The sequence below is a fragment of the Variovorax boronicumulans genome, from assembly GCF_019352895.1.
In the GTDB taxonomy this organism is placed as follows: domain Bacteria; phylum Pseudomonadota; class Gammaproteobacteria; order Burkholderiales; family Burkholderiaceae_C; genus Variovorax; species Variovorax boronicumulans_A.
The window spans coordinates 1,643,386-1,659,068 of the sequence record NZ_JAAAFX010000004.1; the positions used below are offsets into that span (position 1 = coordinate 1,643,386).

The window sequence follows — 15,683 nt, forward strand, 5'->3', positions numbered from 1 at the left end:
CCGCCCGGCTCAGGGCTTGACGTAGACCTCGCGCCCGGCGACGAAGGTCCGCTCGGCCTGCAGAAGGGCCAGCGCATCGTCGGTCACGGTCAACGGGTCGGCATCGAGCACGGCGAGGTCGGCCCACTTGCCCGCCTCCAGCGTGCCCTTGCGGTCTTCCTCGAAGCTCAGGAAGGCGCCATTGCGCGTGACCGTCTGCAGCGCCTGAAGGCGATCGAGCCGCTGCCCCGCGCCGAGGATGCGGCCCGTGGTGCGCTCCTGCCGCACCACCGATGCCCACACCGCGCTGAACGGACTCACCGGGATGTTGTCGCTGCCGGCCGCCACGTCGATGCCGGCCTCGAGCAGCGCGCGCTGCGGCAGGAAGCCATCGCCGTCCGTCGCTTCGTCGAGCCGCGACGCACCGTTCTTCCACAGCATGTAGAACGGGATGGTCGTGACCTGCAGACCCAGGCGCAGCAGCCGCGGAATGTCCGCCGGCTGCACGCGGCCGATGTGCTCGACCACCCAGCGCCGCCCGGCCAGCGGGAAGCGCGCGTCGATGGCATCGAAGACGTCGAGCACCTCCGAGAGGCGGTCGACCACCACGCAGTGCACGCGCAGGTCGTGCTCGGCCGCGAGCCAGGCGTAGTCGCTGAAATCCTCGATGCGGTTGGCCCACTCCACGAAGCCAGCCCAGCCGGTGTTGGGCAAGGCGCGCCGCACCGCGCGCGCGGTCGCCGGCTGGCCGCCCAGGCCGATGAAGACGCCGCCGATGGCAAGCCACGGATCGCCCGTGCCGCGGCCGCGCGCGAACGCGAGCCAGTCACGCATGGCGCGCTGCGCCTCGGCGGCGTTGTCCCAGGTCGGACTGACGCACAGGCGGGTGCGCATGCTGAGCCCGCCCTCTTCCCACAGTGCGCGATAGACCGCAATGGTCTCGGGCGCGGAGCCATGGCCTTCGTAGACGCTGGTGGTGCCGAAGGCGTGGTACAGCGGCAGCGAACGGCGCAGGCCCTCGAGCCGGTCGGCGAAGCCGAAGGCCGGCACCTGTGTGAGGATCGAGAACTCGACCAGCGGCCGCTTGTTGGTCTCGACGATCACGCCGCTGGGCGCACCGTCGGCACCCCGTTCGATGCTCAGGCCGCCGCAGTCGGGGCAGGTGTCGGCCGTGATGTGGTTGCGCTGCAGCGCCAGCGAATTGAGCGCGCTGTGGCCCGGCGGCACGCCCCAGTTGCCGAACAGGCCCGGGATGTACACGGGATGGTCGGGTGCGACCGCGTCGAGTTCGTGCCGGTCGGGCATGCGCTTCTCGGCCAGCGTCTCGGGGCCGCCGAAATAGAAGGGTGGCTGGCCGACCGGCATGGTGAGGATCCACTGCCCCTTGGGCAGCCGCTCTACTTCCTGCCGCACCACCGCGAGCACGTCGGCGATGCAGCGCGCATGCGCCAGGCTCGGGCGCAGGGTCTTGAGGCCTTCACGCTCCATGTGGGCATGCGCGTCGATCAGGCCCGGCAGCACGGTGCGCCCGGCCAGCGCGATGTGTCGCGTGTGCGGCCTCTGCCAGCGCGCGATGTCGACATCGCTGCCCACCGCCACGATGTGCTCGCCCGCGATGGCCACGGCCTGCGCCGGCGCGGCACCCGGCACCATCGTAAGCACCTGGCCGCCAGTGAGCACCAGATCGGCTGCCGCGCTCATCGGCGCCGCTCCGCGCCGTACCAGGGGAACAGCTTCTGCAGCAGCAGCGCAAACAGCTGGTCGGCCAGGAATCCGACGGCGCCCAGGTAGATCAGCCCGACGAACATGATGTCGACGCGGAACACCAGGTGCGCGAACGAGATCAGGAAGCCCAGCCCCTTCTCCGCACCTACCAGTTCGGCTGCCACCAGCACCACGAAAGCCACCGCGGTGGCCTGCCGCAGACCGGCGAAGACAAAGGGCAGTGCCGCAGGCAGTGCCACCTGGAGCAGGGCCGCCACCGGCCGCGCGCCCAGCGTGGCGGCCGAACGCAGGTACACCGGCGGGATGTCGCGCACGCCGATGAAGGTGTTGACCCAGACCGGGAAGAAGGCGCCCCAGGCGATCAGCATGACCTTCGACACATCGCCCAGGCCGAACCAGACGATGGCCAGGGGCACGATGGCGATCGCCGGGATCGCGCGCAGGCCGTGCAGCACCGGGTCGCTGAGCTGGCGCAGCACGGTGAAGCGCCCGGTCAGCACACCCGCCAGCACGCCGGTCGAGGCGCCCAGCAGGAAGCCCCAGAGCGCGCGCTGCAGGCTGGCGCCGAGGTGCGGCCAGATCTCGCCCGTGCCCCAGGTCATCTCGGCGAACACGCCCGCCACCTGCGAGGGCGGCGGGAACATCTTGGTGTTGATGCCAGGCACCACGCGCGGGGCGATCTCCCAGACCGCCAGGAAGACCAGGAAGCCCAGCACGCCGAGCACGAACTGGCGACCGAGCGCGCCGCGCTGGCGCGTCTGGCGCTTCTGCAGGAACTCGCGTTCGATCGCGGCGCGCCGGCCGGCGGCGTCGCGTGCCAAGGGCGGCCCGGCGGGCGCAGGACGCGCAGCCGGGGTCGCATGGGGGAAAGGTCCGATCGCGCTCATGCCGCGGCCTCCTCTTGCGTCCCGTGCAGTTGCGCGAAGGCTTGGCCGATGCGCGCATAGATCGCGCCGAAGGCCGGGTCGCTGCGCTCGCGCGGGTACGGCAGCGGCACTTCGATGATCTCGTGGATGCGGCCCGGATGCGGGCTCATCACGACCACGCGCTGCGCGAGGAACACTGCCTCCTCGATGTTGTGCGTGATGAAGAAGATCGACAGCTGCAGCGCCTCCCAGATGCGCAGCAGCTCGCGCTGCAGCGTGGCGCGCGTGAGCGCATCGATGGCGGCGAAGGGCTCGTCCATCAGCAGCACCTGCGGCTGCGTGGCGAGCGCGCGCGCCACCGCCACGCGCTGGCGCATGCCGCCCGAGAGTTCGAAGGGATAGCGGTCGGCGGCGTGCGCCAGCCCGGTGAGGGCCAGCAGTTCCTCGGCGCGGGCGCGCCGCTCGGGCCGGGCCAGCCCTTGCTGCTTGAGCCCGAACTCGACGTTGCGCCGCGCGGTCAGCCAGGGAAACAGTGCGTACTCCTGGAACACCACCCCGCGGTCCGGGCCGGGCCCGGTCACCGGCTGGCCCTGCACCGTCACGCGGCCCAGCGTCGGCTGCAGGAAGCCCGCGATCATGTTGAGCAGCGTGGTCTTGCCGCAGCCGCTCGGACCGATGGCGCAGACGAACTCGCCGGCGCCGATGTCGAGGTCGACGTCGGTCAAGGCCCAATGCAATTCGCCGCCGGCCGAGGCATAGAGCTGCGACACCTCGCGCAGGCTCACCGCCGGGGCCGGCGTCAGCTCGGCGCTCACGACAGCGTCACGCGGTCGGGCGCCGCGGCCCGCAGCGCGTCGGGATAGATCAGCTTGCGGTAGAGCGTGCGCAGGTCTTCCTTCGGGCGTTGCGCCAGGCCGGCCTCGATCGCCCATTCGCCGTTGAGCACCAGGTCGTCGAGCAGCCGGTTGTCCAGCCGCACGCCGACCTGGATCGTGTCGAGCCCGGCCTTGGTGGTCTCGACCGAGGTCTTGGTGCGCTCGGCCACCAGCGCGACGGCCTCGGCATGGCTGCCGCGGTAGAACTTCTCGGCATCGATCAACGCGCGCACCGCGGACTCGACCAGCTTGGGCTGGCGCTGAACCAGTTCTTCCGCGGCCGTCAACACGTAATGGCTCAGGAACACCTTGTCCAGACCGGTGTCGGGCAGGATGCGCACCTTGCCGCCGCTGTCGTCGACGGCCTTCTGGCCCGAGTCGAAGCCCCAGGCGAAGGCATCGATGCCGCCCTGATTGATGGCGGTGATGGCGTCCGGTCCGCGCAGGTTGACCAGCGTCACGTCCTTGGGCGTGAGGCCGTACAGCGACAGGTAGCGTGCGAGAAAGTAATGGCCGCTGGTGCCCAGCGGCGTGGCCACGCGCTTGCCCTTGAGCTGCGCCGGGGTGTCGATGCCGCGGTCGGTGCGCGCGGCCACCACCATGCCGCTGGACAGGCGCGTGAACTCGGCCACGATCACCGCGCGCACGCCGTTGGCACCGGCCAGCCCGACCACGCTGTCGGTTGCAGTGGCGAACTGCGCCTTGCTCGAAACCGCGGCATCGAAGGCCAGCCGGCCCGAGGTGAACTGCAGCGTGCTGGCCTCGATGCCGTAGTTCTTCCAGTAGTTCCTGCTGGACACGAGGTAGGGCACGGCCCAGCTGAAGCCCTGGCTCTCGGCCACGACGATCTTCTCGGCCGCGGCGGCACGCGCGAAGGGAGAGGCGGCCAGGGCCAGGCCGGCGGCGCCGAGGCCGAACTGGCGGCGGTTGATCAGGAGATCGGTCATGCGGGAATCCAGGAAAGAAGGGACGAAGGAAGGAAAGCGAGAAGGCTCAGCCGTAACCGTAGGGCTCCGGCGCCTGTCCGGTGAGAAGCCAGCGACCGAGGCCTTTCTGGCGCTGGTCGAGCGGGTCATGCAGCGTGTGGACGCGCACGTTGCGCCAGTAGCGGTCGAAGCCGTGGCGGCGCGTGGTCGCGCGCGCCCCCATGAGCTCGAAGATCTGCGCGGTCACATGCAGGGCCGTGCGTCCGGCCTGCAGGCGCGCTGCTGCGATCGACATCGCGAGCTGCCCGCGCTGCACGAAGTCGAGCGCACCGCCCAGGTCCCAGGCGCGCTGGAAGTCGCGCAGCGCCTCGTCGGCCAGCGCCGTGGCAGCGCGCAGCTGGCCCCAGAGTTCGCCGGCGCGCAGTTGCAGCAGGCCGTCGTCCTGCGCGCGCGCCACGCCGGCGCCGGGCCAGGGCTCGGCCTGCTCGCGCACGTAGCCGATCGCTTCGGCCAGTGCGCCCTGCGCGTTGCCCAGGTAGATCTCGGTGAGCACCAGCTGGCCGATCAGGTTGCGCAGCGAGGCCCGCGCGCTCGAGGCCGCACCGGGCGGCCCGAGCACCTCGCCGGCCGCGACCTCGACCCGGTCGAAGCGCACGCTGCCGCTGTCGGTCTGGCGCTGGCCGAGGTTGTCCCAGTCGTCGTTGACGGTGATGCCGCTGCGCCGCGTGGGCACGACGGCGAAGATCCGCTCGGTCGGCTCCGGGCCCAGTGCGACCGAGACGTTGAGCAGGTCGGAATCGCTGGCGCCCGAGCAGAAGCTCTTGACGCCGTTCAGTTCATAACCGGAGGCCGTGCGGCGCACGCTGAGCCGCGTGTCGCGGGCGTTCACGGCATTGCCCCAGAACCACTTCTGCGAGACGGTGGCGCCCAGGTAGCGGTCGTGCTGCACAGGCGACCCGAAGAGCAGCACGCTGGCCACCTGCAGGTGCTGGAAACCGACGAGATGTGCCAGCGAGCTGTCGGCTGCGGCCAGGCGCCGGACGATCCGCAGGATCAAGGGCCAGTCCGCTTCCTGGCCACCGTAGGCGCGTGGCACCGCAAGCGTGAGGAGGCCGCTGTCGCGCAGCAGTTGCCGCTCGGTCAGCGCCGTGCCGCCGGCCCGGTCGCGCTCGGCCGCCGTGGCAGCCAGCGCGCTTGCCGTGTGCTCCACGACCGCCTCGAAGGGGCCGAGGTCGGTCGAATGAACCGAGGGGTATGCCGAGGAAGATGCCGAGGGCAGTGGCGAGGAAAGCAGAGAGGTCACACGCAGCCTGGAGGGTCGAGGGCCGCCGTCGGGCGGCCACGCGGGGACCTCAATCTAGGCGTGTGCGCCTTGTCCGCCAACGATTCTTAGCGGCCATGCTCATGCGAAAAACGTCTATGCAGCGGGCGGCGCAGCGCCTCGGATCAGCGGCTGTCGCGCTTGCCCTGTGCGCGCCGGGTCTGCGAGCCGGCATGCGCATGCAGCGCGATGCCCGCGGCGCTTTCCTTCAAGGGGTTGCGGCGCGCGGCACGCGCGGGGATGTCGAGCGGCGCGGTCAGCGGCGGCACGCCGGCGGCGGCCGCACCCAGTGGCGATTGCGCAGCGGGTGCCTTGGCCGAGCGCGTGTCCGAAGAGCCATTGCCCACGGCCGCCTGCTTGAGCTTCAGCGCCTTCTTGACCGCAGTCTTGAGGCGAATGGGCTTGGCCTTCGTGGCGACGGCTTTCTTCGCGACGACCTTCTTGGCGGGGGTCTTGGGCGCTGCCACGGCCTTCGCTCGTGCGGTCTTCTTCGCCGGCGCGGCCTTGCCGGACTCGCGCTCGGCACGGCCCTCGAGCAGCGTCAGCCGATCCTCGAAACGCCCGAGCACCTCGGCGAAGACCTCGGCCTTGCGGCCGGTGCGCTGGTTGTCGCCGCCGACGGCCGAGCGCTTGCTGGTGGCCGCGCCGCGCGTGGCCACGGTCTGGCGGCGATACAGGTCCCGGTACTTGTCGCGCAAGGCGCGTGCGCGTGTCACCTTCCCGCGCAGACGCGCCGCGGTCAGATCCTTGATCGGGGCGGCGCGGCTTTGGTCGAACAGACTCAGTTCGGCTGCGGTGAGCAAGCCGCGGGCTTGGGTCAAGGTGTAGGCCATGGATGAATCTCCTTCTGTCTGATTGCGATGCCGGGCGACACCGTGGCTTCACCTTAGACGCCATCGCTGGCCAGCGATGTCGGACCAGACCTTCCATTCGGGCAGCGCGAAAAAAAGCCCGGCATGGCCGGGCTTCGGAGGGGCGCGCAGCCGAGGCGATCAGTCGCGCAGTTCGGCCGGCACGGTGCCGCCGTTGGCCGCCAGTTTGGTCATCACCTGGCGATGCAGCCAGACGTTCATCTTGGCGCTGTCGCTGGTGTCCTGGCCGTAGCTCAGCTCGGCCGCCAGTTCCTTGCGCGCGGCCAGGCTGCTGTCGAGGCCGAGCAACTTCATGAGGTCGACGATGGAGGTGCGCCAGTTGAGGCTGGCGGCGCCGGGCATCGCATCGAGGACGGCGGCCACGTCGCCCAGCGGAATGGCCGGGGGTGGCGCCGCGACTGCGGGTGCGCCGGCAGCGGCCGGTGCGGGCGCGGGGGCCGGCGCAGGAGCGGCCTGGGCCGACGGGAAGATCTTGGAGAGGATGCTGCCGAAGATGCTCATGGAAATTCCTTGGTGGTGGTTGAACAGGCGATGGAACGCGCGCGCAAGGCGCCGCCCCAGCTTCTATCACGCAGGTGCCGCACCGGCCAGCGGTTCCCCTTGCGATCGCGCGGTGGGATGTGCGGAAGTCCCGCAGGCATGGCAGAACTTCGAGAAGGCGCTCTTGCGCGCATCGCAGGTGCCGCAGTGGTCGAACAGGCCGATGCCGCAGTGCGGGCAGAAGTCGATCTCGGCGTTCTTCAGGTCGACCGGCCGCTCGCAGCCCGGGCACACGCTCTTGGCCAGCCGGGTCAGCGCGGTGTCGTAGCTCAGCTCCTCGCGGCGCACGATGTCGGGCTGGGCCTCGGCCAGCTTCTGGCGCGCGAGGTAGCGGTTGAGCCCGACGATCGCATAGCGCCCCACCAGCACGGTGATCACGATGCCCACGATGTAGCGCACGTAGCCGCCGTAGCTGGGCAGGTAGGGCACCAGCTCGACGAAGAAGGCGAACAGCGCGAAGAAGATGAAGCCCCAGACGAAGGGCCAGTAGGTGCTCTTGCGCTTCTTCACGAACAGCCAGCCCGCGATCAGCAGCAGCGGCAGCGTCAGCGCGAGCCGGTAGCCGAACACGCGCAGCTCGACGCGGCGGTACTCGGCCTGCAGCCGCTGCTCGGCGTCGTACTCGAGCACCGACAGCTTGCGCTGCGCGGCCTCCTGCGCCTGGCGCGCGTCGAGCGCCACCTGCTGCTGCGCCTCGACCTTCTGCTGCGCCGCGTCCTCCCGGGCCTTGAGCGCGTCCAGTGCACGGGTGCGGGCGATGAGTTCGGTGTCCTGGTCGGGTTGCGCCGTGGCGTGGCGCGTGGCGATCCAGTTGTCGAAGGTCTCGCGCGCGCTGCGGCTGCTCTGCGCGGCGGCGCTGCGCTTGAGCTCGGCCTGCTCCAGCGCGTTGGCGGCCTCCTGTTCGATGCGCTCGGCCTCGCGCACGCCGTCGCGCAGCGGATCGGCCGCGGCGCGATCGATGAAGTCGTCGGTCTGCAGCGTGCGCTCGACCCGCGGCAGGTCGTTGACCAGCGTGCCGCCGAGCCCGGTCAGGAAGCCGGCGAACACCAGCGCCACGACCCACAGGCCGCGACGAAACCATTTCTCCGAGAGACGCAGTGATTTGCTCATTCTTTTTTTCCTTCAGGAGGGTTGGAAGGCAGACGCCTAGAGCGCCAGTGTGACCGGAGCCGCGCCCAGCCCGCTGCGCTGCAGCCAGGCGAACACCGAATCGGCCGTGATGGTCTCGATGCGGTCCGAGAAGCGCTTGTCGTTGGGATGGTCGTCGAAGGCCACGTTGGCCTTGCTCACCCGCCCCCCGAGCCGCGTGAGCGGCCCGAGCGCCAGCACGCCCGGCTCGTAGCCCTTGAACTGCAGCCAGGCCTGGGCCTGGGCACGGGTGCGGATGGTGCCGGGCTCCATCGCGGCGGCCAGCGTCTCGAGCGCCCACTGGTTGGACTGCTGGTACTTCTGCGCCCAGGCATAGCTCACGATGCTGTAGGCCGGGGTGTGCAGCCGCACGAGGCTGTCGGTCGGCGCTTCCAGCAGCGCCAGCAGTTGCGCCTGCACGGCCGGCGTCGGCACCGACCACGCGGCCTGGTAGCGCCAGGGGTCGTCGAGGAAGAACTCGCCCAGGCCCTGGCGGTACACGCCGGCGACCGCGGTGCCGCACTGGTTGAGCTTGTGCGCCACGCGCCAGGGTCCAGCCTCGGTCTTGTAGGCCAGGCCCAGGTGCGACCACTGCAGGCCGTAGCGCGTCAGGTCCTGGCCGGCACGCGCCAGCAGCACGACACGGGCACCGCTCGCATCGAGCGCCTGCGAGGTGCGCTCGGCCAACTGCATGCCCTTGACCACGTTGTCCGGCGTCGGCCGCACCTGTTCGCAGGAGCGTCCCGCGTGCGCCTGCATGGGAAAAAGGAGGGCGCCTGCCAGGCACACCACCAGGACCAGCGCCAGGATGCGCAGCGCCATCTGCAGGTTGCGCCGCCAGCGCGGCACCCGGACCTCCTCGTCGAGGTTGAAAGAAGCGCTCATCTGCGAACTCACACCAGCCTCTCGTTGTGCAGCAGTGCGCGGCCGATGGCGTTGGGCACGAAGGCCAGCACCTCGCCGGCGGCCGAGAGCACCACGCCCGAAGCGATCACGCTGACCGTCACCGCCGTGCCGACCGCCGTCGACACGCCGCCCACTGCGCGGCCCGCCACCCGCACGCTCGCACGCGCGCCGTCGGAGGCCCGCGCCAGCACGTAGGTGACGCCGTCGACCGAGGCTTCGACCGCCACCACGGTGAGCACCGAGCCGCCGACCGACAGCGCGGCGGGCACTGCGACCGAGGCGCCGACCGCGCCGCCGGCGGCCGATGCGGCACCCACCACCGAGGCCACGGGCATCAGCGACAACGCAGCCGAGGTTTCGCTTTGCGCACGAACCGACAGCGGAGAGAGCAGCGACGCCGCGATGGCGGCAGCGCTCATCCAGGCCAGGATCCGTTGTTTTTTCATGAGGAACTTTCGAAGAAAAGAAGAGGAAAAGAAGACGAAGGAAAAGCGGATGCCGTATCGGTCAGACAAGGGCTTGCATGCGCTGCCTCGCGGCCATGTAAAGAAGCCCGGATGATGGCGGCCCGACGGGCAAAAGGGCGCGACTGAATGCACCAGTTCCTCCCAAAGAGGCCGGAAGTATCTGGATTCGATACTTCTCGGAGGCCGCTTGGCGCCTCAGAGGGAGCGCAGATCGGCGCGCGTGAAGGGCCGTTCGATGCCGGCCAGCCGCACGGCCACCGTCTCGAGCAGGCCCTGCGTCGGGGCCGGCTGGCCCGGCGTCTGGAACAGCAGCGGCACCAGCAACGCACCCAGCCATACGAACCAGGGCGGGCGTGGCGGCGCACGGCGACGCGCCAGCCACAGGAAGCCGAGGCTGACGACCACGCCGAGCAGGAAGCCTGCGAGCACCTCGGAGACCGAGTGCGCATCCAGGGCCAGCCGCGACACGCCGATGGCCGCGCCCAGGCACCAGCCGGCGCCCCACGCGATGCCACGCACACGCCGCGAGGCCCGCGCCGACGCCAGCCACAACAGCACCGGCCACACGCTGGTGCCGATGGCCGTGTGACCGCTGAAGCCGGTGAAGTCCCAGCGAGCACTGCCGATGCCCCAGCCCATGAAGGCCAGCTTGCTCAGCAGGATCAGGCCGCTGCCCGCGCCGAAGGCCAGGCACCACGCCAGCGCGGTGCCGCGCCCGTCGCGGGAGATCCACAGCATCACGGCGATCAGCAAGGCGACAGGCAGCATCAGGGCGCTGTCGCCCAGCCAGGTGAAGGCGTGCCAGGCGTCTGCAGGAACGATGGCGAGCAACCCCGCCATCAAGCCGAAAGCAGCCCGCTCACGCGCGACTGGAGCAGTTCCGGCGTCACCTGCGCCGGCGGCACCACCGCCCCCACCTGGAGGCCGACCCGGCTGAACAGGCCGCGGCGGAAGGGCTGCACCATCGCCACGTTCTTGCCCTCGCGCACCTCGACGCGGCTGAAGAAGGAACCCCAGAGGTTGGTCAGTGCCATCGGGATCACCGGCGGCTCGACGCCCACGGCGCGCGCGCCGGCAAGGATCTTCATGACGCCGCCCTTGAAGGGCTGCAGCGAGCCGTCGCTGGTGATCGCACCCTCGGGGAAGATGGCCAGCAGATCGCCTTCGCGCAGCACCTCGACGGCCTGCGCGAACGCGCGCTCGTAGGCCGCGGGGTTGTCCTTCTGCGGCGCGATCGGGATCGCCTTGGCCAGCCGGAACAGCCAGCCCAGCACCGGCACGCGGAAGATCCGGTGGTCCATGATGAAGCGGATCGGACGCGGGCTGGCGGCCATCAGCAGCACCGCGTCGATGAAGCTCACGTGGTTGCACACCAGCACGGCCGGGCCTTCGGTCGGGATGTGCTCGTCGCCTTCGATCTTGAAGCGGTAGACGAAGCGCGACAGCACCCAGGCCACGAAGCGCAGCAGGTACTCGGGCACCAGCAGGAAGATGTAGAAGGCCACCAGCGCGTTGGCGATGCCGGTGAACAGGAAGATCTGCGGGATGGTGAAGCCGGCCCCGAGCAAGGCGCCGGCGATCACCGAGCTCGCGATCATGAACAGCGCGTTGAGGATGTTGTTGGCGGCGATGATGCGCGCGCGGTGCGTGGGCTGGCTGCGCAGCTGGATCAGCGCGTACATCGGCACGCTGTAGAGCCCGGCGAACAGCGACAGCAGGCCGAGGTCGGCCATCACGCGCCAGTGCGCCGACTGCGCGAGGAAGGCGCCCAGGCCCATCTCGGGCCCGGCCGGCAGGCCGCGCGAGGCGAAGTACAGGTCGATCGCGAACACGCTCATGCCGATCGCGCCCAGCGGCACCAGGCCGATCTCCACCTGGCGCCGGCTCAGCGTTTCGCACAGCAGCGAGCCGATGCCGATGCCGACCGAGAACACCACCAGCAGCAGCGAGGCGACCTGCTCGTTGCCGTGCAGCACTTCCTTGGCGAAGCTGGGGAACTGGCTCAGGAACACCGCGCCGAAGAACCACATCCACGAGATGCCCAGCAGCGAGCGGAACACCACGATGTTGCCGCGCGCGAGCTTGAGGTTGCGCCAGGTCTCGCTGAAGGGGTTCCAGTTGACGACCAGCTGCGGGTCGGTGGCCGGGGCCGTCGGAATGGCCTGCGCGACGCCACGGCCGACCAGCGCCAGCAGCACGCAGGCCACGGCCACGCTCGTGTGGCCGATCTGAGGCAGCGCCACCAGCAGGCCGCCCGCCACCTGGCCCAGCAGGATGGCGACGAAGGTGCCCATCTCGACCATGCCGTTGCCGCCGGTGAGCTCGCGCGCCGCCAGCACCTGCGGCAGGTAGGCGAACTTGACCGGGCCGAAGAGCGTGGAGTGCAGCCCCATCAGGAACACGCAGGCCAGCAGCACCACCGCATCGGCACGGAAGAAGCCCCAGGCCGCGAGCACCATGATCGCGATCTCGAGGTTCTTGACGAAACGGATGATCCTGGTCTTGTCGTACTTGTCGGTGAGCTGGCCGGCCGTGGCCGAGAACAGCAGGAAGGGCAGGATGAACAGCGCCCCGATCACCAGACCCGCCATGGCCGGCGGCATCCAGCTGAGCTGCAGCTGGTAGGTCACCATCACGGTGAAGGCGAACTTGAACAGGTTGTCGTTGGCCGCGCCGGCGAACTGCGTCCAGAAGAAGGGCGCGAAGCGGCGCTGCTTCAGCAGGGCGAACTGGTTGGCGTGGGCATCGGATGCCATGGCGGATGTTGTCATTCGAATGTCCCGGTGGGGCTCCTCAGGCCGGCGAGGCGGCTGCGCGTGGATTGTGCCGCAGGGGCCGGCGGCCGAAGGGCCCGCAGCATCTGCAATGCGGGCCAGCCTGCGCAGGCCGCGGCCAGATGCTTGAGGCTGTGGCCCGACACCAGTTGCCCGGTCGCCTGGTAGATCGCGTCATCGCCCAGCCCCAGCAGCTTGGCCACGCCGTAGCAGCAGATGACCACGCCGAGCTTCAGGCCGAGCGCGCCCGGCACCGGCCGAAGCAGCGCCAGGCCGAGCACCAGCGCCATCCCGCCGAACTGCAGCACGGCCCAGGGCAGCACGTTGCCGCGCAGATGGCAGGCTGCCAGCGCCAGCAACCCGGCCACCAGCATGCCGCAGGCCACCGGCCAGGCGACCCGGCGGCCGATGCGCTCGCTGACCGCCAGCCCGACCATGCCGGCGAAGGCGACGGCCATGCCCAGGCGGTCGGCCGTCAGCCGCAGCGCATCGGGATGCAGGTGGTAGAAGGCCGAGCCGAACGCGGTCAGGACCAGGCCCCCGAAGAAAAGCCCGGCACAGTGCCGCACCGCGGCCGTGCCGGCCGCCGCCCCGTCGAGGCGGCGCAGCCGGAGCAGCCCCCAGACGCCCAGCACCGCGAACGGCAGGTTGCTCAGCACGTCCATCGCATGGGGCAGGCCCCCCCAACCGCGGCCGTCGGCAAAGCCGGTGCCGGCCATCGGATCGGGCAGCGCGGGGCCCAGGCAGGCGGCGAGCACGCCGAGCAGCAGGGCGGCCAGAAGCTCGCGCTCGCGCGGGTCGAGCGTGGCCGGGAAACGGGGAGGCGTTCGGTTCATGGCGCGAATCTAGGCGCCAGCACCCATGCATTGGCATCGAAAATCGATACGGTCCGCCGGTCGCATCCGATCGGTATCGTCTTGCAATACCCTCCTCCCTCATGAGCACCACTGTCGATCTGGTTCAGGCCCTGAAGAACGAACTCAAGAACGCCCGCATGACCTACGCCGACCTGGCCCGCGCGCTGGGCATGGCGGAGTCCAGCGTCAAGCGCATGCTGGCCAAGTCCGACATGCCGCTGAGCCGGGTCGATGCGATCTGCCGCGCGCTCAAGATGGACTTCGCCGAGCTCGCGCGCCGCGTGGCCGACGCCCAGCCGCTGCTGCGCGAGCTCACGCTCGAGCAGGAAAAGGCCGTGGTGCGCGACAAGAAGCTGATCCTGGTCGCGATCAGCGTGCTGAGCCAGTGGACGCTGGAGCAGATCGTCGGCGCCTACCGCCTGAGCGAAGCCGAGTGCATCACCTGCTTCGCCCAGCTCGACCGCATCGGCATCATCGAACTGCGGCCGCTCAACCGCTACCGGCTCAAGCTGGCCAAGACCTTCCGCTGGCGCCCGCACGGGCCGGTGATGAACTTCTTCCGCGACAACGTGGTGCTCGACTACTACAGCGGCGGCTTCGACGGCCCGGCCGAGGGCTTGCTGCTGGTGCACGGCTCGATCAGCCGGGCGCTGGCGCCGTCCTTCCTCGAACGGCTGCAACGCGTGGCGCAGGACTTCGCGCAGCAGCACCAGACCGACCAGAAACTCTCGCCCGACGACCGCGAGGGCTACACGCTGCTGCTGGGCATGCGGAACTGGGAATTCGAGGCCTTTACCCGGCTTCGCCGCAACTGAACAGAGGCTGTGGCGCCGATGCCGCATATTTCGGCGCATATCCGACGAATATCGATTACACGTTTCTCTAGTTTGTCAAGACGGGTAAACTCCTATTTCTGCAGAAAAGAGGGCCTCCGGGCCCCACCGCAAGCGCAAACTCCCATGAACGCCGAGGTGAACCGCCCTGCCGGTTCGACGACTGCCTCATTTCGATTCGCCGTCTGAAGAGCCATCGCCTCCGTGCGATGCACCGAAGGAGCAAACCCGTTGCAAGGCGCAGCGGGTGAATCTCTCAGGTACCCAGGACAGAGGGAGCGGCAACCTGAACCTCGGGCCCGGCCCGCACGCCCTATCTGCCGCGTGCGCCGGTCCGCCGTTTGTGCCTTCCCAAAAGGAATCGGACCATGCGCGTGATTGTTCTGGGCGGCGGCCTGCTCGGCGTCGCTTCGGCTTACTACCTCCAGCAGCTGGGCCACGAGGTCACTGTGATCGACCGCCATGCGGCACCCGCGGCCAAGGCTCGCGGCATGGCGAGTGCGCCCGCCCGGCTGCCCCCTTCGGCGACGCCCGAACGCAGCCTGTGCAGCACGGCGATCGACGGGCTGCGGCGCCGGCTGCGCCGTGTGTCCGGCTACCTCACCGGCACGCGCCACCGGCCTGCCGCCCGGCTGGAGCACATGGTCCGCCTGGCCACCTACAGCCGCGAAACCGTGCATGAGCTGCGCCAGGAGGCCGGCGTGTCGCAGGACCTCCGAAGCGCCGGCTGGATGCGCATCTACACCGACGCCAAGGCTTTCGAGTCCTTTTCGCACAACGTGCGCCGGCTGCAGGCGCTGGGCTGCTCGCTGCAGCTGCTGTCGCCCGAAGAGGCCCTCGGCATCGAACCCGCGCTCGGGCATCTGCGCGGCCAGATCGCCGGCGCCGCCTTCACGCCCGAGGACACCTCGCGCGACCCCGCGGCCTTCGCGGCCAGCCTGGCCTTCATGTGCCGCGCTGCCGGCGTGCGCTTCCTGATGAACCACTCGGTCGTCCGGCTGCATGCGCGCGACGGCCGGATCGATCACGTGGAACTCGCCAACGTCGACGGCGAGCGCAGCATGCTGCGCGCCGATGCCTACGTGCTGGCGCTGGGCACCGGCAGCGTGCCGCATGCGCAGGCGCTGGGCATCGCCATGCCGCTGCGGCGGGTGCGCGAATACCGCATCGAGCTGCCGATCCAGAACGCGGCGCGCGCGCCGCAGGTGATGCTCAACGATCGCACGGAGCGCCTGCGCATCCACCGCATCGAAACGCCGCAGGGCGAGCGGCTGCGGGTGTGCTGCACCGTGCGCCTGGCCACCGATGCGCAGGACCTGCCCGACTCCACGCACTACGCCCGCATGCTGGCGCGGGTCGAGACGCTGCTGCCGGGCGTGGTCGACCCGACGCACGCGGAGTTCTCGAGCACGCTGCACGCGCGCAGCGCCAGCGGCATGCCGCTGATCGGCCGCACGCCGCTGCGCAACCTGTTCCTCAACACCGCGCCGGGGGCGCAGGGCTGGGTCAACGCCTGCGGCGCGGGCAAGTCGATCGCACGCATCGTGAGCGGGCTCTCGCCCGAGGTGGAATTCGCCTTCGCGAAGGGCTGAGCGCCCGACGCGCGCAGTCGCG

General features: G+C 70.1%; 15 protein-coding genes and 1 riboswitch. Of the genes, 2 read left to right on the forward strand and 13 right to left on the reverse strand.

Annotated features, from left to right (window positions below):
• Positions 1 to 9 precede the first annotated feature (9 nt).
• The 13 genes from K0H49_RS09135 to K0H49_RS09190 all read right to left on the reverse strand — a co-directional run bounded on the left by K0H49_RS09135 (position 10) and on the right by K0H49_RS09190 (position 13,215).
• Entirely contained in the window at positions 10 to 1,680 is a 1,671-nt protein-coding gene (locus tag K0H49_RS09135; protein WP_219211343.1) for an amidohydrolase, read from the reverse strand.
• Positions 1,677 to 2,591 carry an ABC transporter permease gene (locus K0H49_RS09140; protein ID WP_219211346.1) on the reverse strand — a complete coding sequence of 305 codons (915 nt, stop codon included), beginning with the start codon at positions 2,589 to 2,591 and terminating at the stop codon, positions 1,677 to 1,679. Before K0H49_RS09140 ends, K0H49_RS09135 begins: the two co-directional genes overlap by 4 nt.
• Positions 2,588 to 3,385, reverse strand: a complete 798-nt coding sequence (locus K0H49_RS09145) for an ABC transporter ATP-binding protein (RefSeq protein ID WP_374122325.1) — start codon at positions 3,383 to 3,385, stop codon at positions 2,588 to 2,590. Before K0H49_RS09145 ends, K0H49_RS09140 begins: the two co-directional genes overlap by 4 nt.
• Complete coding sequence (locus K0H49_RS30535) at positions 3,382 to 4,392, reverse strand: ABC transporter substrate-binding protein (RefSeq protein ID WP_257624639.1); 1,011 nt, start codon at positions 4,390 to 4,392, stop codon at positions 3,382 to 3,384. The genes K0H49_RS09145 and K0H49_RS30535 overlap by 4 nt, the downstream gene beginning before the upstream one ends.
• A gap of 46 nt (positions 4,393 to 4,438) precedes the next feature.
• Complete coding sequence (locus K0H49_RS09150; RefSeq protein WP_374122326.1) at positions 4,439 to 5,581, reverse strand: acyl-CoA dehydrogenase family protein; 1,143 nt, start codon at positions 5,579 to 5,581, stop codon at positions 4,439 to 4,441.
• Between the two features lie 236 nt (positions 5,582 to 5,817).
• A complete protein-coding gene (locus K0H49_RS09155; protein ID WP_219211352.1) occupies positions 5,818 to 6,525 on the reverse strand; it encodes a hypothetical protein in 708 nt (235 codons plus the stop codon).
• Positions 6,526 to 6,684: 159 nt separating this feature from the next.
• Positions 6,685 to 7,065 (reverse strand): DUF3597 domain-containing protein, encoded by a 381-nt coding sequence (locus tag K0H49_RS09160; protein WP_219211354.1) that lies wholly within the window; start codon positions 7,063 to 7,065, stop codon positions 6,685 to 6,687.
• Positions 7,066 to 7,131: 66 nt separating this feature from the next.
• Positions 7,132 to 8,214, reverse strand: coding sequence for a zinc ribbon domain-containing protein (locus K0H49_RS09165; protein ID WP_219211356.1), 1,083 nt, complete (start codon positions 8,212 to 8,214; stop codon positions 7,132 to 7,134).
• A 36-nt stretch (positions 8,215 to 8,250) separates the two neighbouring features.
• Entirely contained in the window at positions 8,251 to 9,054 is an 804-nt protein-coding gene (locus K0H49_RS09170) for a DUF2145 domain-containing protein (RefSeq protein WP_219213165.1), read from the reverse strand.
• Positions 9,055 to 9,125: 71 nt separating this feature from the next.
• Positions 9,126 to 9,557: a hypothetical protein gene (locus K0H49_RS09175; protein WP_374122353.1), complete on the reverse strand. Its 432-nt coding sequence runs from the start codon at positions 9,555 to 9,557 to the stop codon at positions 9,126 to 9,128.
• 243 nt (positions 9,558 to 9,800) lie between these two features.
• Entirely contained in the window at positions 9,801 to 10,445 is a 645-nt protein-coding gene (locus tag K0H49_RS09180; protein ID WP_219211360.1) for a phosphatase PAP2 family protein, read from the reverse strand.
• On the reverse strand, positions 10,445 to 12,376 hold the full coding sequence (locus K0H49_RS09185) for an MFS transporter (protein ID WP_219211363.1): 1,932 nt from the start codon (positions 12,374 to 12,376) through the stop codon (positions 10,445 to 10,447). Before K0H49_RS09185 ends, K0H49_RS09180 begins: the two co-directional genes overlap by 1 nt.
• Entirely contained in the window at positions 12,373 to 13,215 is an 843-nt protein-coding gene (locus K0H49_RS09190) for a hypothetical protein (RefSeq protein ID WP_219211364.1), read from the reverse strand. Before K0H49_RS09190 ends, K0H49_RS09185 begins: the two co-directional genes overlap by 4 nt.
• A 101-nt stretch (positions 13,216 to 13,316) precedes the next feature.
• Between K0H49_RS09190 and K0H49_RS09195 the strand changes: the two genes are divergently transcribed.
• Entirely contained in the window at positions 13,317 to 14,051 is a 735-nt protein-coding gene (locus K0H49_RS09195) for a helix-turn-helix domain-containing protein (RefSeq protein WP_219211366.1), read from the forward strand.
• 193 nt (positions 14,052 to 14,244) lie between these two features.
• Positions 14,245 to 14,352, forward strand: a riboswitch (glycine riboswitch).
• Positions 14,353 to 14,437: 85 nt separating this feature from the next.
• Positions 14,438 to 15,661, forward strand: coding sequence for an FAD-dependent oxidoreductase (locus tag K0H49_RS09200; RefSeq protein WP_219211368.1), 1,224 nt, complete (start codon positions 14,438 to 14,440; stop codon positions 15,659 to 15,661).
• Positions 15,662 to 15,683 lie beyond the last annotated feature (22 nt).

What these genes read in the sequence shown, in the direction of transcription:
- K0H49_RS09135 (WP_219211343.1), bottom strand. Translation starts at nt 1,680, where the DNA reads ATGAGCGCGGCAGCCGATCTGGTGCTCACTGGCGGCCAGGTGCTTACG.
- K0H49_RS09140 (WP_219211346.1), bottom strand. Translation starts at nt 2,591, where the DNA reads ATGAGCGCGATCGGACCTTTCCCCCATGCGACCCCGGCTGCGCGTCCT.
- K0H49_RS30535 (WP_257624639.1), bottom strand. Translation starts at nt 4,392, where the DNA reads ATGACCGATCTCCTGATCAACCGCCGCCAGTTCGGCCTCGGCGCCGCC.
- K0H49_RS09155 (WP_219211352.1), bottom strand. Translation starts at nt 6,525, where the DNA reads ATGGCCTACACCTTGACCCAAGCCCGCGGCTTGCTCACCGCAGCCGAA.
- K0H49_RS09160 (WP_219211354.1), bottom strand. Translation starts at nt 7,065, where the DNA reads ATGAGCATCTTCGGCAGCATCCTCTCCAAGATCTTCCCGTCGGCCCAG.
- K0H49_RS09165 (WP_219211356.1), bottom strand. Translation starts at nt 8,214, where the DNA reads ATGAGCAAATCACTGCGTCTCTCGGAGAAATGGTTTCGTCGCGGCCTG.
- K0H49_RS09170 (WP_219213165.1), bottom strand. Translation starts at nt 9,054, where the DNA reads ATGGCGCTGCGCATCCTGGCGCTGGTCCTGGTGGTGTGCCTGGCAGGC.
- K0H49_RS09175 (WP_374122353.1), bottom strand. Translation starts at nt 9,557, where the DNA reads ATGAGCGCTGCCGCCATCGCGGCGTCGCTGCTCTCTCCGCTGTCGGTT.
- K0H49_RS09180 (WP_219211360.1), bottom strand. Translation starts at nt 10,445, where the DNA reads ATGGCGGGGTTGCTCGCCATCGTTCCTGCAGACGCCTGGCACGCCTTC.
- K0H49_RS09185 (WP_219211363.1), bottom strand. Translation starts at nt 12,376, where the DNA reads ATGACAACATCCGCCATGGCATCCGATGCCCACGCCAACCAGTTCGCC.
- K0H49_RS09190 (WP_219211364.1), bottom strand. Translation starts at nt 13,215, where the DNA reads ATGAACCGAACGCCTCCCCGTTTCCCGGCCACGCTCGACCCGCGCGAG.
- K0H49_RS09195 (WP_219211366.1), top strand. Translation starts at nt 13,317, where the DNA reads ATGAGCACCACTGTCGATCTGGTTCAGGCCCTGAAGAACGAACTCAAG.
- K0H49_RS09200 (WP_219211368.1), top strand. Translation starts at nt 14,438, where the DNA reads ATGCGCGTGATTGTTCTGGGCGGCGGCCTGCTCGGCGTCGCTTCGGCT.